The sequence below is a fragment of the Janthinobacterium sp. SUN026 genome, from assembly GCF_030397625.1.
GTDB classification, from domain to species: Bacteria; Pseudomonadota; Gammaproteobacteria; order Burkholderiales; family Burkholderiaceae_D; genus Janthinobacterium; species Janthinobacterium kumbetense.
The window spans coordinates 631513-655297 of sequence record NZ_JAPQNU010000001.1; the positions used below are offsets into that span (position 1 = coordinate 631513).

The following is a 23785-nucleotide window of genomic DNA, read 5'->3' on the forward strand; positions in this document are numbered from 1 at the left end:
GCGAGCTCGCCGCGGCGGCCGGTGTAATATTCTGGGCAGGGAAAGCGGCGGCATGGTGCCAGCGGCTCCCGTCACGAATGAACGAGGTCGCAGCATGACGATTTTTGGCATAGGCATCCACATCCTGATCGCAGTATTTTTTGCGGTTCACGTGGTGCGCAACGGGCAGCAGCTATACTGGCTGCTCATTTTATTCATGTTCCCGCTGCTGGGCAGCGTGGTGTATTTCTTCGCCATCTACCTGCCCAATTCGCGCCTGCCGCAAGGCGCGCGCAAGGTGGCTTCGGTGGCCGTGCAAGTGCTCGATCCGAATCGCGAACTGCGCGAGGCGAAAGCCGCTTTCGAGTACACGCCGACGGCGCAGAACCAGATGCGCCTGGCCAGCGCGCAGCTGGAAGCAGGCGATGCGCAGGAAGCGGCATCGACGTATGAAGCCTGCCTGCGGGGCGCGTTTTCCTCGGATCTGGAAATCCGCCTGGGCGCGGCACGCGCCTACCTGGAATGCGGGCGCGGCGCCGAGGCTTTGACGCACCTGGAGTTCATCCGCCGCACGGATATCCATTTCCGTCCCGAGATGGTGTCCCTGCTGACGGCGCGTGCGCTGGCGCAAAGCGGGCGCCAGCCGGAGGCGAAGGCGGAATTCGACGATGCGCTGGCGCGCTACAACAGCTTCGAGTGCCGCGCCGAATGCGCGATCTGGGCGCTGCAGCAGGGCGACAAAGTATTGTCGGAACGCCTGCTGCTCGATATCGACAGCGCCATGTCCCGTTGGAGCAGCCATACGCGTGCCATGTATGCGCCGCTGCTGGTGCGCCTGGAGGCGGCGCGCCGCTGATTTTTTGCCGGTGCCTGGCTCAGACGCCAGGCACCGTGTTCTTGCCCTCGATCAGTTTGTATCCCTTGCCATCGAAGCCATAGCGCGCGTGGCCGTTCAATGGCGTGGCGATGCGCGGCGGGTCTACGTCCGGCTTGACCGTGACGCCGGGCTTGATCTTCTCGGACGCGCCCTTGAAATCGATCAGCAAGTCATCGTAGGCGCCGCCATTGCGCGCTGGCGCGAAGCGCCAGCTGCCTGCCACCATCCAGCATTCATCCATGTCCGGCGTACAGGCGCCCATATTGTCCGAGTACAGGTCGATGCCGCCATCGAGCGCCGTCACCTTGCCGTCGCCGATTTCAAACAGGGCCAGCTGCGTGATGGTGTAGCCCTGGCCCGTATAGCCATGGCGGATCGCCAGTCCAGGCTTGTTCGCTCCCAGCATGACCCAGTGCACTTCACCCAGCTGCCCCGATGAACCCAGGGCGGCGATGTTTTCCAGCCGTTTCACGACTTGCCACTGGCCGTCTTCCGGCTGGCCCTTGGGCGCCAGGAAAAATACATTCAGCAGTCCCGGCGAGGCATGCGCCGATTCCGCCGTGCCTTCCGTGTTGGCCGTTTCCGCGTTTGCCACCAGGATGGCGCGGCCATCGGGCAGCAGCTTGTGGCTGACGGCACTGACCACGTAACTGAGTTTGTCGATATGGTTGTCAGGATCGGACAGGTCGGCCAGCGCATCGTCGCTGTCGCTGCGATAGTCCTTGCCGAAGACGGCGCGCATCATGCCCACTTCGAGCTCGCGCGCTTGCGGCGTGTTCATCGCCTCCGTCCTGGGCGCGGTGGCGGCCGGCGGCGGCACGTGTTCGGCCGATGCCGTGTCGGCTGCCTCAGCGGCTGCGGGGACATCGGTTGCCACGTCAGCTGCCAAGTCGGCGCTGGCGGGGGCGGTCTTGTCCGAGCAGGCGCCGAGCAGTGCGGATACCAGTAGCAGGACGAGCGGGGTGCGGTAATTCATAGGCAGGGCAGATTGCGTTCATGGAGAATGGGCGCAGTATGCCAGATAGATGGAAGCGAGGGAGCGCGGCCTGGCGGCCGGTCCTTCGCTTCCTTGCCCGCAGGGGGCGATTTTGCAAACGGTGGCGGCGCTTATTTTTCCAGCGCCACCTTGTCATCGCGCCGCAGCGGCGCCTTCTGGCGGCGCAGTCTGGCCATGCCGCGCTTGAGCAGGTGCTCCAGGTCGTCGATATAGGTGAACACGGCCGGCACCACCAGCAGGCTCAGTAAAGTCGACGTGATCAGGCCGCCGATGACGGTAATGGCCATCGGCGAACGGAAGCTGGGGTCGGCGCCCCAGCCCAGCGCCAGCGGCATCATGCCGGCACCCATGGCGATCGTCGTCATCAAAATGGGCCGGCTGCGCTTGTGGCAGGCGTCGACCAGCGCATCGAAGCGGTTCATGCCGGCCTGGCGCGCCAGGATCGCATAGTCGACCAGCAGGATCGAGTTCTTGGTGACGATCCCCATCAGCATGATCAGGCCGATCATCGACGGCATCGACAGGGCGCTGCCTGTGATCAGCAGGGCCACGAAGGCGCCGCCGATCGACAGCGGCAGCGCCGCCAGGATGGTCACCGGCTGCATGAAGTCCTTGAACAGCAGCACCAGCACGCAGTAGATGCACAGCACGCCGATCAGCATGGCCAGGCCGAAGCTGGCGAACAGCGAGGCCATTTCCTGCGCGTCGCCCAGTTCGGCGATCTTCACGGATGGCGGCAGATTCTTCATCGACGGCAGCGCGCGCGCTTCTTCATTCAGTTCGCCCAGGGTGCGCGAACCGAGTTCCACGTCGAGGGTGACGTTGCGGCTGCGGTTCAAACGGTCGATCTGCGCCGGGCCGCTTTCCATCGTCACGGTGGCCACGTTCGCCAGGCGCACGGGACCATTTTTGCCGGGCACCGTCAGGCGCTCGATGGCGGCCAGGTCGGCGCGCACGCTGTTGGGCAGCTTGACGCGGATCGGTACCTGCCGCTCCGGCAGGTTCATCTTCGTCAGGTCCGTATCGTAGTCGCCGGCCGTGGCCACGCGCACCGTCTCGCCGATGGCTGCCGCCGTCACGCCCAGGTCGGCCGCCTTGGCAAAATCAGGGCGCACGATGATTTCCGGGCGCACCAGCGAAGCGCTGGAATTGACGTTGCCGATGCCTTTCAGGCCGCGCAGCTCGCGCTCGACCTTTTGTGCCGCCGCCATCAGCGCCACGGGGTCTTCCGAGCGCAGCACCAGCTGCATCTTGACGCCCGTGTCGGGCGGCCCCACCGTGAAGCGCGCGCCGGGTATCGTATCGAGCTTGTGGCGCAGCTGCGTTTCCAGGCCCGCCATCGATTCCTTGCGCTCCGTGCGGTGCACGGTGGTCAGGGTCAGCACGGCGCGGCGTGCCTCGGCAGCCGCGCCGGGAGCGAAGGCGTCGCCGCTGGAGCCGCCGCCAATCGAACTGAAGACGCCCTGGATGCCTGGCGTACGCATGGCCGCATCGCGCGCCAGGGCCGCCACGGCTTGCGTTTCGCCCAAGGTGGAGCCGGGAGGCAGTTCCAGGTTGATCTGCGTCTGCGCGCGGTCGGCGGCCGGCACGAAGCCCGTCGGCAGCAGCGGCACGAGCGCGATGGCACCGATAAAGAACAGGGCCGCAGCGATGGCCGTGGTGCCGCGGTGGTTCAGGCACCAGCGCATGACTTTCAGGTAGCGCGTCATTAGCCAGCCATCCTGTTCTTCCTTGTGCGGCAGCGGTTTCAAGATGTAGGCGGCCATCATCGGCGTGAGCAGGCGCGCGACCACCAGCGAGGCCAGTACGGCCAGCACGGCCGTCCAGCCGAACTGTTTGAAGAACAGGCCGGGAATGCCGCTCATGAAGGCCGTCGGCAGGAACACGGCTACCAGCGCGAAGGTGGTGGCGATCACCGCCATGCCGATTTCGTCGGCCGCTTCCATGGCCGCTTCCATGGGCGACTTGCCCATGCGCAGATGGCGCTCGATGTTTTCGATTTCCACGATAGCGTCGTCGACCAGCACGCCGACGACCAGCGCCAGCGACAGCAGGGTGACGGTGTTGAGCGTGTAACCGAACCAGTAGATGCCGAGGAAGGCTGGCATCACGGACAGGGGTAGGGCGGCGGCGGCCACCAAGGTGGCGCGCCAGTCGCGCAGGAACCACCACACCACCAGCACGGCCAGCAGCGCGCCTTCGTACAGCAGCTCCATCGAGCCGTCGAAGTTTTCCTCGACGGGGAAGGCATTGTCGATCGACTGCTGCAGCACGACATTCGGGTTTTCCTTCTGCAGGTCGGTGATGGCGTCGCGCGCGCCCTTGGCGACGGCCACTTCGCTGGCGCCCTTGGTGCGGAACACTTCAAAGGCGACGACGGTCTTGCCATCCTGCTCGGCCAGCGCGCGCGGTTCGGCGACCGTGTCGCGCACGGTGGCCACCTGGTCCAGGCGCACGTGGCGCCCGTCCGGCAGCGGTACTTCCACGCGCGACAGTTCATCGGCCGTTTTCACGGTGGCGATGGTGCGCACCGACTGCTCGGCGCCGCTGATGTCGCCCCGGCCGCCGGGCGCTTCGCGCTGCACCAGGCGCAGCTGGCGCGAGACATCGAGGGCCGACACTTTCAAGGCGGCCATGCGCGCCTCGTCGAGTTCCACCTGGATCTCGCGGTAGACGCCGCCCACGCGGGTGACGGCGCCCACGCCGGGCACGGTCAGGAGGCGCTTGGCCACCGTGTTGTCGACGAACCAGGACAGGTCAGGCGCGTCGAGCGGATTGTCGACGCCTGGTTTTGCTGTGGCGATAAAGGTCAGCACCACCCTGCCTGCGGTGGACGCCTTGGTGACGGTGGGGTCGCGCAGCTCGGCCGGCATGTCCGCCTTGACGCGCGCGACGGCGTCGCGCACATCGTTGACGGCTTCGGCGATCTGCTTTTCCAGGATGAATTCGACGGTCACCGTGACGACGCCGTCGAGCACCTTGGTGTAGATGTTTTTCACGCCTTGCAGGGTGGCGACGGAGTCTTCGATCTTGCGCGCCACTTCCGTTTCCAGCTGGGCTGGAGCGGCGCCTGGCAGCACCGCGCTGACGGTGACGATGGGCAGTTCGATATCGGGGAAATCCTGCACCGGATTGGCCTTGTAGGCCAGCAGCCCGGCCAGGGTCAGCAGCACGAACAGCATGATGGCCGGGATCGGATTCTTGATCGAGAGGGAGGAAAAATTCATGGTTTTTCCTTACTTTTTCGCTGCGGAAGGCTTGGCAGCCGCTGCGACCGGGGTTGCCACCGGGTTTTGAACATTCCGCACCAGGTCACCGTCATTGAGGAAGCCGGCGCCGCTGACGACGATGGTGGTGTCGGCCGTGATGCCGCCTAAAATCTCGATGCGGTCGCTCAGGCGCCGTCCGGCCTGCACCTTGATCTGGCTGACCCGCTGGTCGGCATTCAGGCGGAAGACATAACTGAAGCCATCGCGTACGGCAATCGCCTGCTGCGGCACCGTCAGCGCGCCCGAGGTGCCCAGTTCGAATTCGCCGCTGGCGTACATGCCGGCCTTGAACGGCGCATTGTTGCCGGTGCTGGCCGGCAGGTCCACGTACACGAGGGCCGAACGCGTCTGCGGGTCGACGGTAGGGGCGATCATGCGCACCTTGCCCGTCAAAACGCTGCCATTGGCTGCCTTGACTTGCGCCAGGGTGCCCGCTTTCAGGTTCAGCAGCTCGGTGGCCGTCACTTCGGCGCGCCATTCGAGGCGACCCTGGCGGATCATGCGGAACAGTTCCGTGCCGGCGCCTACGACGGAGCCGACGGTGGCCGAGCGCGCAGAGATGATGCCGCTGTCGGGCGCCACCACCTGCGTGTATTTCAGGCGTAGCTGTTGCGCCGCCAGTTGCGCCTTGGCGGATGCGATACGCGCGTTGGCCGTCTGTTCGGCCGTCAGGTACTGGCTGATCTGCTGCGCGCTGATGGCGCCCGTGCTTTGCAGCGAACGGGCGCGCTGCGCGTTGGCGGCGGCTTCCGCGGCATTCGCTTCCGCTTCCAGCACGGCGGCCTTCGCCTGCGCCACGTCGGCATTGACCGTGTCATTCGAGAACACGGCCAGCACCTGGCCGGCGCGCACGATGTCGCCGACATTCACGCGTACCTCGGTGAGGCGCAAGCCGTTCGATTCGCTGCCGATGACGGCTTCCTGCCAGGCGGCCACGTTGCCGTTGGCCTTCAGCTTGATGGGCAGGTTGGCCGTTTGCGGCTTGGCCGTGGTGACGGTGAGCGCCGGTTTTTGCGCCGCGTTCTTATCCTTGGCGTCGTCGGCCGCCGTGGAGGACGGGGAATATAGGGTAACGCCGGCACCCAGCACAACGCAGAGGGCGGCAAGGGCGAGAGCCATCGGTTTCAAGGTCATTTTTTTCATGTTGTCGTATCCGTCAGGGTGCGTTGTTGGCGATGGCGCTGCTGCTGTTCCAGCCGCCGCCGGCGGCGCGGTACAGCGCTACCCAGGCGGCGCTGCGTTCGCGCTCCAGGTTGACCACGGTGTTTTCGGCGGCCAGGCGCGTGCGGCGCGCGTCTTCCAGTTCGATCAGGCTGGCCAGGCCATTCTTGTAGCGGTCCTCGGTGGCGACAAACGACACGCGGTAGCCTTCCAGGGCCGTTTTCGCGTGGCCGCTGCGCGCGTCCGTGCTGGCCAGGTTGACCAGCGCCTCTTCCACTTCGCGCACGGCCTGGCGCACGCCGGCACGGTACTTCACCACGGCTTCGTCGTAGCGCGCCGTTGCCGCATCGACCTGGGCGCGGCGGGTGCCGCCGTCGAAAATGGGCAGGCTGACGGCCAGCGGGCCGATGCTCCAGGTGCTGGCCGTGATGCTGGTGCCTCCGGCGCGGATATTGCCCTTGCCGATGGAGCCGGCCAGGCTCAGGCGCGGGTAGCGCTGCGCCTGCGCGCCGCGCACTTCAAAGCTGGCGGCCGCCACTTCGCGTTCGGCGCTGTAGATATCGGGACGCTGGTCCAGGGTTTGCGCCGGCAGTTGCGCAATCGCCACGGGCGAGGGCAGGATAGCCGGGCTGGCCGCCAGCTTCTCGCGCAGCGACGCTTCCGGCATGGCCGACAGGGCCACCAGCGCCTTGACATTCACGTCGCACGCGGCGCGTTGTTCGATGGCGCGGCTGGCGCCTTCGGCGGCGCTGGCGCGGGCCAGGGCGGCGTTGGCGGGCGGCTGGAAGCCGGCGCCGGCGCTCAGCTCCGTCAGGCGTGCCGAGTCGCGGCGCGAGACGGCATCCTGTTCGGACACTGCCTGCAATTGCTGACAGGTGCGCAGGGCGTAGTACTGGTTTGCCACTTCGGCGGCCACCGAGACGCGGGCCTCATGCCAGAGAGCGCGCGCGCTGTCGTAGCGCTCCTGCGCCGCATCGCGCGTGGCGCGGTTGGCGCCGAAGACGTCGATTTCCCACGACGCCTGCAGCGCGGCCTGCGAGGTGGTGCCGCCGGGCTGCGCCGATTGCTGGCTGGTGCGCACCACGCTGCCCGTCGCATCGAGCGCTGGCGCAAGTGCGGCGCCGCTGGCGACTCTGTCCACGCGCGCCTGCACGATGCGCGAGCGGGCGGCGGCGATGGTCGGGCTGACCTGCTGCGCGTCGGTGATCAATTCCACCAGCAGGCTGTCACCCTGGCCCTGCCACCAGCTGGCCAGGTCCGTCAGCTTGCCGTTATGCGGCAGCGGCGCCTGCCACTGCACGGGTGCGCTGGCGGCCACCGCTGCGGGCGGCCCCTGCAGGGCGCAACCGCCCAGCGCCAGTACGATGCTGGCGGCCAGGACACGTTGAACGGTGCATCGAATAGTCGTCATGCTGGTCCTTCTGCTTGTCGTTGAGCGGTAAGGGTAGAGGGAGGAATGGCCAGGCGCTGGCGCTCCACGTCGGCCATGGCCAGCGCGTAGTCGGTCATGCGCGCCAGCCAGGTGTCGATGGCCTGCGGCGATTCCAATAGTTGCGGGCGCAGGGTTTGCAGCACTTCCGCACCCACCATGTGCTGCAGGGCCAGCGAAGCGATGGAAAAGGCCAGGCGGTGCATGTCGTCGCTGTCGTCGGGTGCGCCCAGGTGGCGCGCCAGCACGCGCGTGAGCGCCTCGTGCTCGGGGCGGATGTTCTGGTCGATTTCGCGCGCCCACAGGCCCGTCGGTTCGAGCATCTCGCGGCACCACAGGCGCATGCAGTCGCGCGCGATCTCGCCCTGCTGCATGGGGGCGAGCAGCTGCGCATAAAAGCCTTCCAGGCTTTGGCGCAGGGTGAAATGCGGTTGCTCGTACAGGGCGATATTGTCTTGCGGGTTCGGCGACTGCTGGGCGAAGGCGGCGCGGTACAGGCCCGCCTTGTCGCCAAAGTAATAGCTGATGGCCGCCGCGTTCGTGCCGGCCGCCTGCGCCAGTTCGCGCGTGGACGTCTTGGCGTAGCCCTGCTCGGCAAACAGGCGGATGGCGCTATGAAGCAGGCGCTCGCGCGACTGTTCGCCGTCGGAACGGGGCTTGCGCCCTTCGTCGGCGTGGGAAGTGGGGATGGCGTTTTTTTCAATCATGCCGGAGATTTAATCACATATCTCAAACGATTGATATAACTAAATCGTTTGATTTAGTTAAGGGAAGGTGAAGATGAGGGAAAACGCAGGCAAAAAAAAGCCCGCGGTTGTATTCGCGGGCGTAATCCAATGTTCGGAGAACGAATTGGAGGAGACAGTTCTACTATAGCGCTGAAAATGGTGCGGTGCAATACCGTAGAACTACTGTATCGGTCGGTCCTGGATGGCAAGAAATCAAAATTTCATGCTGCGGCGCACAGAAACTCAGGCCTTGCTGCGCAGGGCCAGTGTAAACGTGCTGCCGGAGCCGTAGTCGCTGTTGAAAAACAGGGCGCCGCCGATGGCGTTGGCCAGGTTCTGGCACAGGTACAGGCCCAGTCCCGCGCCTTCCACGTGGCGCGTGGAGGTGGAATCGAGCTGCGAGAAGGCCTGGAACAGCTTGGCCTGGTCTTCTTCCTTGATGCCGGCGCCGCTGTCGGCGATGCTCATTTCCGTCACCAGCACGCCGTCCTCGTCGCGCTGGGCAAGGCTGATGCGCACCGTGCCCTGTTCCGTGAACTTGATGGCGTTGTTGAGCAAGTTGATGAGGATTTGCGTCAATGCGCGGCGGTCCGTGTCGATGATGGCGGGCGGCTGGCCTTCTTCTCCCAGCGCCATTTCCAGCGCCAGGCCCTTTTGCTGGGCCAGGGGGCGCAGGGTGTCGGCCACGTCGGCCATCAGTTCCTGGCAGTGCACGGGTTCGATCGACAGGGTCAGCTTGCCCGCTTCGATCTTGGCCACGTCGAGGATGTCGTTGATCAGCGAGAGCAGATGACGCGCGCTGGCGCGGATGGTGTTCAGTTGCTTGTCCTGGTCGGATGTCAGGGGGCCGGGCAATTTCATCAGCAGCGCGCCCGTGAAGCCGATGATGGCGTTGAGCGGCGTGCGCAGTTCGTGCGACATGTTCGCGATGAAGGCCGACTTCATGCGGCTCGCCTCGGCCAGTTCCAGGTTTTTCAGGGCGATTTCGCGGTTGATGGTTTCCAGTTCGGCCGCATGGTGCGCCAGGCGCATGTTCAGCTCGATCACCTGGCGTTCGCGCGCCTGCAGTTCGCCGTTGACCTGCACCGCCTGTTCATACGTGGAGATCAGCAGGTCGAGGATTTGCTGGCGCTCCGCATTGATGAAGTGCTTCTGGTCGCCCAGGTACAGGGCGATGCCGATTTCCACATTCTGGTTCTTGCGCAGCTTCTGGTTCATCAGCATGTGGCTGATGCGGTTGAGCAGGTAGTCTTCCGCGTAGGGCTTGCGGATGAAATTGTCCGCGCCGCACTCGATGCCGCGGATGATGTCCTTCGGATCGTTGAGCGAGGTGACGAGGATCACGGGGATGTCGCGCAAGGTCGGATCGGACTTGATGGCGCGGCACAGGTCGTAGCCATTCATTTCAGGCATGACGATGTCGGACAGCACCAGGTGCGGCTTGCGCTCGCGGATGGCGGCCAGGGCCAGCTGGCCATTTGCCGCCACGCGCGCGTTATAGTGCAGGGACTGGATCAGGCGGCGCAAGCGCTCCGCCTGGGTCGGGCTATCCTCGACGATCAGGATCTCGATTTCGTCAGGCTTGATTTGGTTGTTGGAGTCCACAGACCTCTCCTAGAATTTCAGTGTGGTGATGCTGGGCGCGGTGAGCGCGCAATATCGACATCGTATGACTATATCGGATTTAGGTCTGCAAAAGTAACTTCCAAGTAACTATTTTGGCCACAGGGAATGCTGTGGCCGCTTGTCAGTTTTCGCCCTGGAACTGGCCTGCGCGATAAGTCAGCACGAGCGTATCGCGGTGGCCATGTTCGCCGATCGGCTGGATCGGCGTCGATTCGTGGATGACAGACGCATCGTCGAGCAGCAGCAGCGACCACGGCTCGGTCAGGGTAAAACGCTTGCCGTTGGGGCCATCGGCCTCGAAGATGCGCGTCTCGCCGCCCTTGACCTGTTCGCGCCCGATCAGCAGCACGGCGACGAAATCGACGCCGTCGCGGTGCGCGCCTTCCGGCGTGGGGCGGCCGATGCCATCGGTCGTATCGATGCGGAACTGGTGCGCCTCGATGAACCACGGCTGGCGGCCCTTGACCTGCGAACAGACGTCGCCCAGCGCACGGATCAGCTGCTGCCAGGCCGCTTGCGCAACGATAGCCGCTTCGACCGGTTCGAACAGGCGGTGCATGCCGCCGTGCAGGGCATTGTATTCCACCGGTTGCCAGTGCGGACGGTGCGCCGTCTGCGTCAGGCGCTCGCCATCCTGCACGAAGCACGAGTGGCGCCGGCGGCGATAGCGACCGCCATCCTTCAGGTAATTGTCCAGCGCCAGCGTGTTCCAGCTGCCTTCCAGCGCGCGCAGCGCGGCCAGCGGGCAGCCGGCCAGCGCGGCCACATCCTGCGGGCGCAGGACGGCATAGCCGTCATCGCGCAAGGCTTCCTTGACGTGGGAAGGGTCGGTAAAGATCGGTGCGGAAGTGCTCATGGCGGTGCGGGCCGGAACGCGGCCTGTCTCAGTTTATCCAGCCTGGCATTCTACGACTTCGCGGCGTTTCCTGTGCAGTGAGACAGGAATTATTCTTGTTGAGTTAAAAATTCTTTACCAGGGTCAGGCGCAGCGAGCGCGATTCCACCGGATGGAAGTGGATATCGTCGACGGGTTGTGCTTCGCCGGGCAGGCGCGAGGCATAGTAATAGTCGATGGCCGAGTCGCGCCGGTTGGCCAGGTTGTAGCCTTCGACTTCCACGCGCAAGGTCTTGTCGATCTGGTAGGCGATACGCCCGTTCAAGCCCACGCTGGCCGCGGAGCGCACGCTGTTGTCTTCAATCAGCGGGCGCGGACCGAAGTAGCGCAGGCGCAAGGAACCCGACCACGGCCCCGGCGGCGTCACCGTCATGGCCAGCTGGGCCACGCCTTCGATGGCGCCGGGGATGAAGTCGCCCGCCGGGTCGCTGCCGCGCGAGCGCGCCCGCGCATACGCCAGGTCCAGGTCCAGCGACAGCCAGCTGGCCGCCTTGTAGTAGCTGGAAAACTCCACGCCGTAGCGGCGGCTGGGGCGGCCCGCCTCGGTGGCGCCCGCGTCGCCGATGAACAGCAGCTCGGAATCGAAGTCCAGGCGGTACAGCGACAGCGAGGTTTGCAGGCCGGCGATGGCGGCGCTGCGCAAGCCCAGTTCCAGCCCGCGCGAGCGCACCAAAGGCGTGACCTTGTCGGCCGCCTCGCCCGTCTTCGGGTCGACCGTGATCGTCGTGCCGCGCGCGTCGTTGCTGTGAAAGCCATTGCCGATGTTGAGATACGCTTCCGTATCGCGCCACGGTCCCGCGATCACGCTCAGGCTGGGACTGAACAAATGGTCGCTGGCCGTGCCCGAATTGGCGGCGCGGTCGCTGCGCACGTCGAAGCGGTAGGCGTCCGCGCGCAGGCCGGCCACGGTGCGCAGCCAGCGCGACCAGCGCGTGCTGTTTTCGCCATACACGCCGATGCTCGACTCGACGATGCGGTCTTGCCGCGTGGTTGACAGGATCTGCCGCTGCCGCGTGTTGTACAAGCCGTTGTGGATATTGTCGTTCTGGAGCTGCAGGCCGATGGTGGTGTCGCTGCTGCCCCTGTCCGTGTGGCGGTGCCAGGTGTGGCTGGCATCCAGGCCGGCCGTCACGCGCCGGTCGGGCTGGGCGAACTGGTCGCCGTTGTCGGGATCGTCCATCGCATACGTAAAATTCGAGAACAGGGCCAGGCGGTTGGCGATCACATACGCGCTGACCCTGGACGACACGTCGTCCGTCGTCTGGCGCCAGGCGCCCGACAGGCTGTAGCGCTGCGCCTTGCCGCCGTCGCTGGCATCGATGGCGTCGAAGCGGCCCAGGGTGCCGTCCTGCACGGCGCGCAGCGGAATCTGGTCGGTGGCGTTCCAGCTGGCGTCGTACGCCATGGCCGTGACGTTGAAGCCGTTGTTGGCATAGCCTTCGCTGTAGCGCAGCACGCCATTGAGCTTGCGGTAGCGGTCCGGCTGTGTGAACGGGCCATCGTTATGCTGCGCTTCGAGCGCGTACAGCAGGCTGCCGTCGCCCGCATCGGGCGAATCGGCCAGCAGGGCGCGGCGAAAGCCATTTTGTCCGAGTCCCACGCTGGCGACGCCCTGCGTCAGGCGGTTCGCATACACGACGGACGCCGCCCCCGCCGAGGAAAAGTCGCCTTGCGCCGCCGAATACGGCCCCTTTTTGTAATCGAGGCGCATGGCCAGTTCGGGTATCAGGAAGTTCAGATCCGTCCAGCCCTGTCCGTGGCCATGGCTGCGCTGGTTGACGGGCATCTCGTCGACAGTGGTGCGCAAGTCCGTGCCGTGATCGAGGTTGAAACCGCGCAGGTAGAACTGGTTGGCCTTGCCCTCGCCGCTATGCTGGCTGACGATCAGCCCCGGCACGGCTTCCAGCAGTTCGCCGGGCCGGTAGCTGGTGCGCGCATCGAGCTGCTTTTGCGTGACGCTGCCCGCGTTGGCCGAATTGGCCACGCCCAGCTGATTCAGGCGCGAACCGTCGACCAGCACGCGCTGGAAGATGTCGTCGGCGTGGGCGGTGACCGGTAAAAACAGGGCGGCGAGGAGGAAGGCAAGATGGCGTGGCGTCATGGGTCTTTGGAAGTGGCGGAGCTCAGCGGATCGGCAGTTCCGTGTTCTGGCGGTCGAATATCAGCGTCTGGATGGCGCCGCTGTCCTGCACGTTGAGGGTGTTGCGCTGGCTGGGCAGGAAGTCGATCAGCAGCTGGTTGTGGATGCGCGTGGCGGGCGCCAGGCGCGTGCGTTCGAGCTCCTGGAAGATCACCACGTTGTCGGCATTGACCTTCATGCCGACCCAGTTCAGGCGCAGGCGCTTGCCGTCCGGCGCCACGAGGTAAAACTGTTTTTCGACATAGCGGCGCAGTGCCGCTTCGCTGTCTTCCTGACCCAGGTCGAACTGGCGCTGGTACAGATTGGTCAGCAGCGCCTCGACGTCGTGGCCCGTGTAGGTGTGCACCACTTCGGTGCTGCCGCTGGCCGCGTTATAGCTGATATCGGCGATGCCCATGTGGAAATTATGGGCGCCCGCCGCCATGCTGGCGCAGGCCAGCGTGGCGCAAGCGAGCAGACGCCAGCGCTTCACGCCTCGTCGCCCCTGGCCGAGCCGCCGTTCTTGTCTTTCAGCGGCGTATGAAAATCGCGCATCAGGTTATCCTTGGGCGACTTCTCGCTCTTAAACAGTTCCAGGCGCGATGGCGTGATTTTTCTCGGCCAGCTATTGTTACTTGTGTCGATATCGGCCGTTTCCCAGTACGGGTCCTGCACCAGGCCCACCATCGGTTCATCCGTGATGACGACCTTGGTAATTTTCTTCGGCGAGTAGCGCCACACTTCGGCCGGCACGCGCTCGACGTACTTCTTGCCGCTTTTCAGTTCGATTTCGAGGATCAGCGGCATGACCATGCCGCCCACGTTCGACAGGTCGACCAGGTACAGATGCTTGCCCTGTTTCAGCAAGTCCTTTTCCCACGGTTCCAGGGTGGCCAGCGCTTCGGCGTAGGCGTTGCGGTCCTTGTTGGTCACCGTGAAATCGTCGTGCTGGTTGTAGAAATCCTTCAGCTCCGGATGCGCGTCGACGCGGCGCGGCATGCCCTTGTTGGCGCGGCTCGTGACCGATTCCGGCTGGGCGTCCTTCTGCGCCTTCTTCCACGCTTTTTCCGTTTCCGGGTTCTTCGAGCTCACGCCGTATTCGCTGATGCCGTCGATGCTGATGTCGACCGGGTCGGTGGTGTAAAACCAGCCGCGCCAGAACCAGTCCAGGTCCGTGCCGGAAGCGTCTTCCATGGTGCGGAAAAAGTCGGCGGGCGTGGGGCGCTTGAACTTCCAGCGCTGCGCATATTCCTTGAAGGCGTAGTCGAACAGTTCGCGCCCGAGGATGGTTTCGCGCAGGATGTTCAGGCCCGCCGCCGGCTTGGCGTAGGCGTTGTTACCGAACTGCAGCAGGGACTCGGAATTGGTCATGATGGGCACCTGGTCGCGGCTACGCATGTAGTCGACGATCTCGCGCGGTTCGCCGCGCGAGGCCGGGTAGTTTTCTTCCCACGCCTGCTGCGCCAGGTATTGCACGAAGGTGTTGAGGCCTTCGTCCATCCATGTCCACTGGCGTTCGTCCGAGTTGATGATCATCGGGTAGTAGTTGTGGCCCACTTCGTGGATGATCACGCCGATCAGGCCATATTTGGTGCGCTTGGAGTAGGTCAGTTCGCCCGTCTTCTTGTCTTTCACCGGACGGGGGCCGTTAAACGAGATCATCGGATACTCCATGCCACCCACGGGGCCGTTGACGGAGATGGCCGTCGGATACGGATAGTCGATGCTGTACTTGTTGTACTGTTCAATCGTGTGCACGATGGCTTGCGTGCTGTATTTTTCCCACAAGGGATTGCCCTCTTTCGGATAGTAGGACATGGCCATCACATCGCTGCCACCCTTCTTGTAGCCCTGCGCATCCCAGATGAACTTGCGGCTCGAGGCCCAGGCGAAGTCGCGCACGTTGGCCGCCTTGAAGTGCCACGTCTTTTGCGCGCGGCTCACTGTTTTTTCGGCCGCCTCGGCTTCCTTCTGCGTGACGATGACGACGGGCTTGTCGCTGCCGCGGGCCTTTTCCAGGCGCTCGCGCTGCGCGGAAGACAGCACCTCCTGCGGGTTTTGCAGCTCCCCCGTGGAGGCGACGATATGGTCGGCAGGAACGGTCAGCTGCACGTCGTAGTCGCCGAATTCCAGCGTGAATTCGCCGGAGCCGAGGAACTGCTTGTGCTGCCAGCCGGCCGCATCGTAATAGGCCGCCATGCGGGGGAACCACTGCGCCACTTCGAACAGGGCGTTCTTGTCGTCGAAGACTTCATAGCCGGCGCGCCCGCCCAACACCTTCTGTTCGTTGATGCGGTAATCCCAGTCGATCTGGAAGACGAAATCCTGGCCTGGCTTCAAGGGCTGCGGCAAGTCGATGCGCATCATGGTGCGGTTGATAACGTACTTCAGGGGCTGGCCATCCGCGCCTGTCAAGCGGCGGATATTGAAGCCGCCCTGGAAGTCGCCGCGCGCCAGGATGCCGCGCAAGCCTTCGAACTTCATTGTCTCTTCGCCCGCCGTCTTGGCCCACGCCTGGCGCGAGGGCGCCGTGGTCATGCGGCGCGCGTCGGAATCGGGCTTGTAGATATTCTGGTCCAGCTGCACCCACAGGTAACCGAGGGTGTCGGGCGACTGGTTATGATAGGTGATGGTGCCGCTGCCGGCGATCTCGCGCCTGGCTTCGTCCAGCGTCGCGCGGATCGTGTAGTCGGCGCGTTGCTGCCAATAGGCGTGGCCCGGCGCGCCGGAGGCGGTGCGGTAGGTATTCGGGGTGGGCAGCACCTCTTCGAGCTGGCGGAACTTGTCGTCGAATGGTTCGGCCGCGAAGGCCGACACGGTAAAACACAGAGCCAACGAGGCTACGGAGCCGAAAGGTATGCGCATATTCACCCTGATGTTGTTGTAAGGAAATAGTGGCAACTATTCTATACGCAGGGCGGGGCCATCCATGTATCGATTTGTAATAAAGAAAGGCGGATTTCACGCCAGCTTTTGCCTGGCGCCGTCAGGGGAGAACTTTGCCTGATTTTGCTTGGAAAAGCGGCGCTTTCACTCACTTTTCATCAGGCTGTCGCGTAACTGGTTCAGCTGTTGTTTCATGTCCACAACCTGTTCCACGCTGCAGTGGCTGGCCGTCAGGATGGCTTCGGGCAGCAGGGCCGCCTCGTGGCGCAGCTGGTCACCCTGTTCCGTGAGGGAAATGATGACTTGCCGCTCGTCACTGGCGGCGCGCGTGCGCGTCAACAGGCCCGATTGCTCCATGCGCTTGAGCAGGGGCGTCAGGGTGGCCGAGTCGAGGAATAGGCGCTCGCCTACTTCCGACACCGTCAGGCCGTCGCGTTCCCACAACACCATCATCACCAGGTATTGCGAATAGGTGAGACCGAGCTTGCGCAGGAGCTTGCGGTACAGCTTGTTCATGGCAAGCGAAGTCGAGTACAGCGCAAAGCACAGCTGGCTGTCCAGGCGCGGTACCTGGTGCAAGGGATTGGGGGCGGTGGTGGTATCCATGGGGACAGTATATATAGCGCACTACCTAATTGCAATGCGCGGCGCCGGACCTGGCGATCCGGCGCCGGGACGCAGAAGCTTAGTCGGCGTAGCGCGTGCGCAGCAGATCGAGCATGGCGACGTTCTGTTCCCATGCGTCGCTCACGGGCTGCTGCGTCCAGGGCAGCGTTTGCGTGTACGGCGCGGGGCCGAATTCCGGCGTGAACGTCATGCGCTCGGCGCTGGCGGCGCGGCGCAGGGCGACGATGGCATCCCACCAGGCCAGGTGGGCGTCGAGTGCCGGTTTCGCTTCCGGCGCGCGGAAGTCGGCCACCTGCGGCCCTTGCGCATGGCCGATGCGCGCATGCACGTGGCGCACCAGCGGCAGCACCTGCGCCAGGGTCTGCGGCTGGTCTTCCAGCAGCGATTCGCAGGCGCAGCACCAGTGCGACAGGTCGGCCGTCAATGGCAGCTCGGGATACTGCTGCAGATACGGCAGCAGCAGCATCGGATGGCCGGAAAAGCGGCTGCGGTGGATTTCGTGCACGATGGGCACGCCGTGCTTTGCCGAGATGGCGGCGGCCAGGTCGAGCAGCTGCGCATTCTGCGCCGGCGTATAGAAATCCTTGCCCGTGTGCGTGTTGACCAGCACGGGGCGCGCCAGACAGGCGTTTTCCAGCAGTTCGGCCAGGGCGGCGCGGTGCAGCTCGAAGTCGCTGTGGAAGACGGTTTCCCACTGCGCGGCGATCAGCTGCAGTCCCGCCTTGGCGATGCGCTCCGTCCATTCCTCGCGCAGGGCGGCGTCCAGCGGCAGCGACATTTCGATGCCGTCGAAGCCGGCCGCCAGCACTTTGTCGATGAAGACGTCGGGCGGCAGCTCGTTATTGCCCCAGTGGGCGGCAAAGACGTCGATGCGCATCAGACGAAGCCCCGCACGGGGAACGTTGCGTCGCGCTGTATCCAGTTGTGGGCCGCGTATTCCGTCTGGCCGTCCGTGGCGTGCAGGGTGTAGGCGTGGCGCGAGACGGGCGAGCGGTTCGGCGCGCTGTAGTGGGGCAGCAAGCCATGGAAGCAGACGAGGGCGCCGGCCTTGACTTCGAGCGGGACGGCCGTGCTGTCGTCGGGCCATGGCGTGGCGTCGAGTTTTTCCACGCGCACGGCGTCGCCGTTACGGATGAAGCGTTCGCGCAGCGGGCCGCGGTGGCCGCCCGGTTCCGCCCACAGGCAGCCGTTTTCCAGGGTGGCGTCTTCCAGCGCAAACCAGAACGTGGTCACGCTGATCGGCGTGGTCTCGAAATACGTGGCGTCCTGGTGCCAGCGCACTTCGCCGCCGATGCCGGGCTGTTTGAAGATGTACATCGATTGCCACACCTGCGCATCTGCCAGGCCCAGGTCGCGCGCCACTGCGGCCAGTTTCGGGTCGGCCGAAAAGCTGCGGAAGACGGGGTCCAGGTCATGCATGGCGTGGCCGATCTTGTTGATCGACAGCGATTTGGCCTGCTTCAGCTGGCCGTCCGCGCCGAACGCTTCTTCCTCGAAGAAGCAGCGGATGGTATTGTCGGAAGCGAGAAAATAATCGTTGGTGTTCTTCGCCTGGTCGCGCGTGGTGAAGATCGACTGGCTGACGCTGGGATCGAATTCGTTGACAATCTGTTCGGCGCGCGCGCGCAGGGTGGCGATTTCGTCCGCCCCCTTGAAGCCGGGCAGGATAATGTAGCCGTCGCGTTGGTATTGTTCTTGTTGTTCGATCGTTAGCATGGCGGCGGCTCCGGAGGTCAATGGAAAGCGCCATTGTAGGATGGGCGAGGGCGGCAAACAATCGCCCTGCGGTTGACAGATTGTCGCCAAAGCGAAGACAATCTTTGACATGGATCAACTAAAAGCGATGGAAATCTTTGTCGAAGTGGCGCGCCAGCGCAGCTTTACGGTGGCCGGGCAGCGCCTGGGACTGACGCGCGCCATGGTCAGCAAGACCATCATGCAGCTGGAAGAGCGCCTGCATGCGCGCCTGCTGCACCGCTCCACGCGCGAAGTGAGCCTGACGGACGCGGGCCGCGCTTACCTGGCGCCGTGCATGGCCACCGTCAGCCAGGCGCAGGAAGCGGCGCGCATGGTGGCGCATGTGGCGCAGGCGGGAGCCGGGGCGGAGCTGGCCGGGCCGCTGCGCATCCAGGCGCCATCGAGTTTCGGCAGCGCGTGGCTGGCCGACGCCGTCGCCCGTTTCAGTTTGCTGCACCCGCAGGTGCAGGCCGAATTGTTTGTCGACGATGCGCTGCTCGACCCGATACGCCACGGCTTCGATTTGACCATCCGCGTGGGCGGCATCCCGGACAGCAGCGCGCTGGCCATGCGTCCGCTGGCGCCGTGCCGCGCCGTGCTGTGCGCCAGTCCCGCCTACCTGGCGCAATGGGACGTGCCGCAGACGCCGCAAGACCTATTGCAGCACCAGTGCCTGCATTTCAGCCACCTGACGGATGGCACGAACTGGCATTTCCAGCGCGGCGAGGGAGACAGGCAAGAGGCGGTGAGCGTGCGCGTGCAGGCGGGTTTTACGGCGAACAATGGCCTGGTGCTGCACCAGGCGGCGCAGCGGGGACTCGGCATCGTCTACAGCACCACGTTCCTGGCCTGGCGCAACCTGCTCGATGGCAGCCTGGTGCCCGTGCTGTCCGGCTGGGAGCTGCCCCTGAATCACCTGAGCGCCCTGTATCCGGCCAGCCGCCAGCCGTCGCCCAAGGTGCGCGCGCTGATCGATTTCCTGGTGGCCGAATACCAGCCCGTGCCGCCCTGGGACCGCGAGCTGGCGGCGGCCGGTTTTTTTAATTAGTTGAAGGCGACCGGTTCCACCGTCCACGCGCCATCCGCGTACACGCGCTCGTCGTCCAGATAAACGGCTTGCGTGACGGCGAAGATATCGACGTGGTAGCGCGCATCCTTGCGCTTGAATTGCGGCTTGGCGTAGACGCCGTGCTTGGCGCCCAGCGACAGATGGATGCCGCACATGCGTTCATACGTGCCGATGTCGTTGACCAGTTGCTCGCGCGAAAAGGCGCGGTTCATGCCGAAGCCCAGTTCGCGCACCCATACTTCGCCTTCGTGCGCGCGGATGATCTCCAGCATGGCGGTAAATTCCGGCGTGGCGTTTTCCGTGCCCGTCACGCGCCCCTTTTCGATGATCAGGGTGATCGGCGTGTCGGGGCGGTTGACCATGAAGTGCGTGTCGCCGAAAACAAAGATGCGCACGCGGCCATTGACGGCTTCCAGGTCCTGCGCTTCCGTAAACACCTCGCCCAGGGGGAACTGGCCGCCGATATTGTTCATGCCGCGGTAGTCGCCGATATTGAGCTTTGCCGATTCGAACGGGGAAGCGAAGACCAGCTGCTCGCCGCCGCTGTCAACCATGCCGTGGCGGGCGCCGTCGATGCGCGCCTTGAGCGCATGGCCCACGCCGCGGTAATAGGCGGGGTCGTAGGCCAGCGACGCGATGTAATGCAGGCCCTGCACGCCGGGCATGCGCGACAGGTGCACGTGCTCGATGACCTTCAGACCCCGCTTGAACAGCTCGATGCGGATGCGGAACGCTTCCAGGCGGAAGCTGGTCGACTGGATCAGCACGACGAGACTGCCGGCCGGCAGTTCGGCAAACGCGGCCAGCACGGCGTCGGGCGTGACGTCGTCGAAATCGATGAAGGCGGCGTCCGGCAAGGCCTGGCGATACGCTTCCGTCAGCACGACATTGAGCCAGCTGCGCTTGTCGCAGACGATCAGGGCCGGTTCGTCGGGGCGGTGGCAGATGGCCATGGCCAGCAGGTCGGCCACGTTTTGCGCGGCCACTTCGGTGGCGGCGGCGCTGATGGCGTCGAGCCGGCTGGTGTCATTCTCGGGAAGCGTCATGGTGCGGAGGTGGGGGACGTGAAGTAATCGCAGCATTATAAGGTGATTGCCACTGGCCACACCATTTCCCATCCGGCGGAGGGCAGGCGGATGCCGCGCCCCTGATTACTTGTGTAGTGCTTTCCGGCAATGTATTATTTGATAAATGGTATTGCAGGGCATGGCAGCGAGTCTGGGAGTGGCCCGGCGCAGCGGCAAACGCACGCATGCGCACGGCGGCTCGCTTCCAGTGATGCAGGGACAACAAGCCAACAGGCGATGATGAAGAGTGTGAAGTGATGAGCATAATCGGACAAGATATTCCCATGGAACGGCCGGATACGGATGGGCGCGCCGCCGTCTTCGTTCCCGTCACGGGCGTCAAGGAAGATGTCCTGTTGACCATACGCAAGGGTGCGGCCATCGTCGGCTTTGCCAACCACGACCGTACCATCACCGTGTATTTTGAAAGCAACCGCTTTGACGATCCCGTGCTGGCCAAGTGGGAACACAAGGCGCGCAAGGCCTACGACCGCCTGGTCGACAATGCGCCCACCGTGTCGAAACTGACCACCAGCCCTGCCAATTTCGAGCAGATCGGTTATATCAATGGCAAGGGCATCACCATCCGCCGCATGGAAAGCCTGCAGCGCTGGCTCGCGTATTCGGATGCGATGGAAACTTGCCCGGCAACGGATATCATTCCGCGTACGGTGATAGCGAAACCTGAAAGCGTTAAAGTTTAAGAGCGGCTGATACAACGCCCTGGGCGTTGTTGCCAGCCCTGCATTTACCTCGCTGTACTGAAGTACTGTCTCCGGGGCGGCACCTGGCCCTGGGCATTTTCTCAGCGGCTCCTGGTCTGCGCGCATGAGTATCCAATGGCGCTGCTGGCGCTAATCCGACCTGCGCGACCTACGCCTGACCTCGCTTATCGCTACACCACGACGATATTCGCCTGCGCCTTGAGCGGGCAGGGCAGGGTGTCGTCGAAGGTGATTTCGATGGCGCTGGCGACGAACATGCCGCCGATGTGCTGGGCTGCGATTTCGGGCGGCGTGCCGGGCTTGGTCAGGTTGACGTCCTGGGCGAAAACGAAGACGCGCCAGGTGCCGTAGACCTTTTGATCATATTGCAACAAGGTGCGGTAAGCGCGCTTCAGGTCCAGGCTGCCTGCGTAAACGCCGTCGTTGGCGCCCGGATCGAAGCCCAGGCCGTCGTCGGTCAGCGATTCGACGAAATACAGTCCCTGCGGCGCCTGGAACAGCACGAAGGCATACAGCTCTGTACCGCGGAAGACATTGCCATTGTCGCGCTTGAAGCTGGCGCGCAGCCACAGCGGTTCGTAGGCTTGCACGACGGCGGGCGTATCCGTTTCCACGGGCCCCGCCAGGTGGATGTTGACCTGCGTTTCGTTCACGGCATGCTGGTAGGTGGCGCCCGTGGTGAAACGCTCGTACTGCCAGCTGATGTCGGCCGTGTAGGGCAGGCCCGCATTTGGCGCTTCCGGCAGCACCCAGTTCGCCACCACGCGCTCGGCCAGGGTCAGTTCGCCGGCGGCCGGTGGTGTTGCTTCCTGGCCACGCCAGAACGGGTCCGCAATATCGGAGCAGGCGACGGCGACGGCGCCCGAGGCGATGGCCGAGGCCACGCCCGCCACCGTGAATTCGGGCTGGCCCGAGCCGGCGCCTTCCAGCGAGCAGCAGTCGACGCTGGGATCGGTTTCCTCGAAGGTGCCGCCCACGCTGAAGCTGGCCTTGCCGGAACCGAGCGCGGCTGAAATGATGGCCACCAGCGCGGCGATGATGGCGATGATGATGGCGAGTATCTTCCACCACGGGTCGGAAAACGGCAGCTCGCCATGCGTGCCCGCGTAGGCGGGGGTCGGCGTCCAGACGAGGGTCATGCCGGTCGGCACGATCGGTCCCAGGCCGGGCGGGCAGCGGCACTCCTTCCCATCCGTGCCCGTGCTGCCCCAGCGCTTGCCCGGCAGGTGGCCTTGCGGCTTGGACAGTTCCAAGGTGCCTTCCTCGACCGTGCACGTGTACGTGTTGGTGGCGCTGTCGAAGCGCGTCTGCGAGACGAAGATTTGCTGGATCGAGCGGTGCGGCGTGTAGCCGTCCGCCTTGGCGACAAAGCTGACCAGGCGCTTGCCGGGCGCCGCATGCTGGAAGTCGGCATCCCACATCACCAGCATGGCCGCGCCGGCGGGAATGCTGGCAAAGAGGAAGGTGCGCGCCACGGGCGCGATGCCGGGGTCGCCCACGCTTTCCAGGTACACGGTGACATTGTTCAGGGCGCTGCTGGACATATTGGTGACGTGGGCGGCGATGCGCAAGCCATAGATGGCATTGTCGAAGATGCCATCGGGCAGCATGATATTGGTGACGGGCTCGATCGCAAACGGCCGCGTCAGCACCTGCAGGGGGGTATCGCTCATGATGCTTGCTCCTCGGGGCTTTGCTGCTCTTGCGCTTGCTCTTTCTCGAGATCGGTGACGATATACGTGATGCCGCCCATGAGCTTGCCTTCCTGGGTTTCGAGTACGCGCAGCAGCGCATACTGGCGCGGCGGCAAGGCTTCGGCGCGCACGCTCAGGTACGCGGCCTGCGCCTGGCCGCGTGGCACTTCCAGCGCCAGCTTTTGCTCGCCGGGCGCATCGCCATTGCAGTGGGGCGTGCGCGCCAGGCCCGCTATCAGGCGGGCGTCCCTGGCCGGCTGCCAGCGCTCGAGGCCCAGGGTGGCCAGCAGGTGTTCCGGCAGCTCGCCGCCCTGCTCAATCTGCAATTCCACTTTTTTCGTTGCGCGGGGCAGGGCCGCCACCGCGATGGACAGCGATTGCGCGCGCCGCGCCGCCAGCACCGCGGTGACATTGCGCTGGGCGATCTGTTCGTGCAGGGTGGGCTGGAAAGGAAAGCCGTTGGGCAGGGGATCGGGCAGCGGGTTGATGTCGCCCGCGCCGTGGGCCACGGCCAGCAGGCATTCGTGGCCGCCATTGACGATGACGGGCACCCAGGGCACCAGGCACAGCACTTCCTGCGTGGCGCCCGGCGGCAAGTCGGCAAACGCGGAGCCGATCTGCGTGGCGGCGCCGACGGCGATCTGGCCGGAAGGGTCGGCCCAGTAAAAGTCCACGCGCACGCCGTTCGAGGCGCTGTTGCCCGTGTTGTGCACGCGGCCCCACAGGTAATTGCTGGTGCCGGCGATGGGCGCGCCGGGCGGGCCATTCGGATCATTGCCCGGCACGACCCAGATATCGGCGCTGTCCCACCACCAGGGTTGGCCGTCCTCGATGATCAGGTGGGCTGGCATGGCGTTCTCCTTGTCCTTGGCCGCTGCTGGTAGCTTAGACCGCTGCGGC

General features: G+C 64.6%; 19 protein-coding genes. 3 read left to right on the plus strand and 16 right to left on the minus strand.

The window, feature by feature from the left end; translation table 11 throughout:
• The first annotated feature begins 94 nt into the window (after positions 1-94).
• Positions 95-835 (plus strand): tetratricopeptide repeat protein, encoded by a 741-nt coding sequence (locus tag OX459_RS02920; RefSeq protein ID WP_289903755.1) that lies wholly within the window; start codon positions 95-97, stop codon positions 833-835.
• Positions 836-854: 19 nt separating this feature from the next.
• Here the strand turns inward: OX459_RS02920 and OX459_RS02925 are convergent, their stop codons facing one another.
• The 13 genes from OX459_RS02925 to OX459_RS02985 form a co-directional block, all read right to left on the minus strand.
• Positions 855-1832: a hypothetical protein gene (locus OX459_RS02925; protein WP_289903756.1), complete on the minus strand. Its 978-nt coding sequence runs from the start codon at positions 1830-1832 to the stop codon at positions 855-857.
• 131 nt (positions 1833-1963) lie between these two features.
• A complete protein-coding gene (locus OX459_RS02930; protein ID WP_289903757.1) occupies positions 1964-5080 on the minus strand; it encodes an efflux RND transporter permease subunit in 3117 nt (1038 codons plus the stop codon).
• 9 nt (positions 5081-5089) lie between these two features.
• Positions 5090-6265: an efflux RND transporter periplasmic adaptor subunit gene (locus OX459_RS02935; RefSeq protein ID WP_289903759.1), complete on the minus strand. Its 1176-nt coding sequence runs from the start codon at positions 6263-6265 to the stop codon at positions 5090-5092.
• A 13-nt stretch (positions 6266-6278) separates the two neighbouring features.
• Complete coding sequence (locus tag OX459_RS02940; protein ID WP_289903760.1) at positions 6279-7694, minus strand: efflux transporter outer membrane subunit; 1416 nt, start codon at positions 7692-7694, stop codon at positions 6279-6281.
• A complete protein-coding gene (locus OX459_RS02945; protein ID WP_289903761.1) occupies positions 7691-8419 on the minus strand; it encodes a CerR family C-terminal domain-containing protein in 729 nt (242 codons plus the stop codon). The genes OX459_RS02940 and OX459_RS02945 overlap by 4 nt, the downstream gene beginning before the upstream one ends.
• 264 nt (positions 8420-8683) lie before the next feature.
• Positions 8684-10045, minus strand: a complete 1362-nt coding sequence (locus OX459_RS02950) for a response regulator (RefSeq protein WP_099666722.1) — start codon at positions 10043-10045, stop codon at positions 8684-8686.
• Between the two features lie 142 nt (positions 10046-10187).
• Positions 10188-10922, minus strand: a complete 735-nt coding sequence (locus OX459_RS02955) for a 2OG-Fe dioxygenase family protein (protein WP_289903762.1) — start codon at positions 10920-10922, stop codon at positions 10188-10190.
• A 103-nt stretch (positions 10923-11025) separates the two neighbouring features.
• Positions 11026-13062 (minus strand): TonB-dependent receptor, encoded by a 2037-nt coding sequence (locus OX459_RS02960; RefSeq protein WP_289903764.1) that lies wholly within the window; start codon positions 13060-13062, stop codon positions 11026-11028.
• Positions 13063-13084: 22 nt separating this feature from the next.
• Positions 13085-13573, minus strand: a complete 489-nt coding sequence (locus OX459_RS02965; protein WP_289903766.1) for a DUF6702 family protein — start codon at positions 13571-13573, stop codon at positions 13085-13087.
• Positions 13570-15945 carry a M1 family metallopeptidase gene (locus tag OX459_RS02970; RefSeq protein WP_289903767.1) on the minus strand — a complete coding sequence of 792 codons (2376 nt, stop codon included), beginning with the start codon at positions 15943-15945 and terminating at the stop codon, positions 13570-13572. The genes OX459_RS02965 and OX459_RS02970 overlap by 4 nt, the downstream gene beginning before the upstream one ends.
• A 165-nt stretch (positions 15946-16110) precedes the next feature.
• Entirely contained in the window at positions 16111-16572 is a 462-nt protein-coding gene (locus tag OX459_RS02975) for a MarR family transcriptional regulator (protein WP_289903768.1), read from the minus strand.
• A 79-nt stretch (positions 16573-16651) separates the two neighbouring features.
• Positions 16652-17470, minus strand: coding sequence for a TIM barrel protein (locus OX459_RS02980; protein ID WP_289903770.1), 819 nt, complete (start codon positions 17468-17470; stop codon positions 16652-16654).
• A complete protein-coding gene (locus OX459_RS02985) occupies positions 17470-18309 on the minus strand; it encodes a phytanoyl-CoA dioxygenase family protein (RefSeq protein ID WP_289903771.1) in 840 nt (279 codons plus the stop codon). Before OX459_RS02985 ends, OX459_RS02980 begins: the two co-directional genes overlap by 1 nt.
• Before the next feature lie 109 nt (positions 18310-18418).
• Between OX459_RS02985 and OX459_RS02990 the strand changes: the two genes are divergently transcribed.
• A complete protein-coding gene (locus OX459_RS02990) occupies positions 18419-19378 on the plus strand; it encodes a LysR family transcriptional regulator (protein WP_289903772.1) in 960 nt (319 codons plus the stop codon).
• On the opposite strand, the gene OX459_RS02995 is transcribed toward OX459_RS02990, so the two are convergent.
• Entirely contained in the window at positions 19375-20445 is a 1071-nt protein-coding gene (locus OX459_RS02995; protein ID WP_289903773.1) for a hypothetical protein, read from the minus strand. The genes OX459_RS02990 and OX459_RS02995 overlap by 4 nt on opposite strands.
• Positions 20446-20750: 305 nt before the next feature.
• On the opposite strand from OX459_RS02995, the gene OX459_RS03000 reads away from it, so the two are divergent.
• Positions 20751-21170: a hypothetical protein gene (locus OX459_RS03000; RefSeq protein WP_077408133.1), complete on the plus strand. Its 420-nt coding sequence runs from the start codon at positions 20751-20753 to the stop codon at positions 21168-21170.
• Between the two features lie 191 nt (positions 21171-21361).
• On the opposite strand, the gene OX459_RS03005 is transcribed toward OX459_RS03000, so the two are convergent.
• Together OX459_RS03005 and OX459_RS03010 are read right to left on the minus strand one after the other, a co-directional pair.
• On the minus strand, positions 21362-22864 hold the full coding sequence (locus tag OX459_RS03005; RefSeq protein ID WP_289903774.1) for a hypothetical protein: 1503 nt from the start codon (positions 22862-22864) through the stop codon (positions 21362-21364).
• Entirely contained in the window at positions 22861-23736 is an 876-nt protein-coding gene (locus OX459_RS03010; protein WP_289903775.1) for a hypothetical protein, read from the minus strand. Before OX459_RS03010 ends, OX459_RS03005 begins: the two co-directional genes overlap by 4 nt.
• Between the last annotated feature and the right edge of the window lie 49 nt (positions 23737-23785).

What these genes read in the sequence shown, in the direction of transcription:
- OX459_RS02935 (WP_289903759.1), bottom strand. Translation starts at nt 6,265, where the DNA reads ATGAAAAAAATGACCTTGAAACCGATGGCTCTCGCCCTTGCCGCCCTC.
- OX459_RS02940 (WP_289903760.1), bottom strand. Translation starts at nt 7,694, where the DNA reads ATGACGACTATTCGATGCACCGTTCAACGTGTCCTGGCCGCCAGCATC.
- OX459_RS02970 (WP_289903767.1), bottom strand. Translation starts at nt 15,945, where the DNA reads ATGCGCATACCTTTCGGCTCCGTAGCCTCGTTGGCTCTGTGTTTTACC.
- OX459_RS02980 (WP_289903770.1), bottom strand. Translation starts at nt 17,470, where the DNA reads ATGCGCATCGACGTCTTTGCCGCCCACTGGGGCAATAACGAGCTGCCG.
- OX459_RS02955 (WP_289903762.1), bottom strand. Translation starts at nt 10,922, where the DNA reads ATGAGCACTTCCGCACCGATCTTTACCGACCCTTCCCACGTCAAGGAA.
- OX459_RS02990 (WP_289903772.1), top strand. Translation starts at nt 18,419, where the DNA reads ATGGATCAACTAAAAGCGATGGAAATCTTTGTCGAAGTGGCGCGCCAG.
- OX459_RS02985 (WP_289903771.1), bottom strand. Translation starts at nt 18,309, where the DNA reads ATGCTAACGATCGAACAACAAGAACAATACCAACGCGACGGCTACATT.
- OX459_RS03010 (WP_289903775.1), bottom strand. Translation starts at nt 23,736, where the DNA reads ATGCCAGCCCACCTGATCATCGAGGACGGCCAACCCTGGTGGTGGGAC.
- OX459_RS03005 (WP_289903774.1), bottom strand. Translation starts at nt 22,864, where the DNA reads ATGAGCGATACCCCCCTGCAGGTGCTGACGCGGCCGTTTGCGATCGAG.
- OX459_RS02925 (WP_289903756.1), bottom strand. Translation starts at nt 1,832, where the DNA reads ATGAATTACCGCACCCCGCTCGTCCTGCTACTGGTATCCGCACTGCTC.
- OX459_RS02960 (WP_289903764.1), bottom strand. Translation starts at nt 13,062, where the DNA reads ATGACGCCACGCCATCTTGCCTTCCTCCTCGCCGCCCTGTTTTTACCG.
- OX459_RS02930 (WP_289903757.1), bottom strand. Translation starts at nt 5,080, where the DNA reads ATGAATTTTTCCTCCCTCTCGATCAAGAATCCGATCCCGGCCATCATG.
- OX459_RS03000 (WP_077408133.1), top strand. Translation starts at nt 20,751, where the DNA reads ATGGAACGGCCGGATACGGATGGGCGCGCCGCCGTCTTCGTTCCCGTC.
- OX459_RS02975 (WP_289903768.1), bottom strand. Translation starts at nt 16,572, where the DNA reads ATGGATACCACCACCGCCCCCAATCCCTTGCACCAGGTACCGCGCCTG.
- OX459_RS02945 (WP_289903761.1), bottom strand. Translation starts at nt 8,419, where the DNA reads ATGATTGAAAAAAACGCCATCCCCACTTCCCACGCCGACGAAGGGCGC.
- OX459_RS02920 (WP_289903755.1), top strand. Translation starts at nt 95, where the DNA reads ATGACGATTTTTGGCATAGGCATCCACATCCTGATCGCAGTATTTTTT.
- OX459_RS02995 (WP_289903773.1), bottom strand. Translation starts at nt 20,445, where the DNA reads ATGACGCTTCCCGAGAATGACACCAGCCGGCTCGACGCCATCAGCGCC.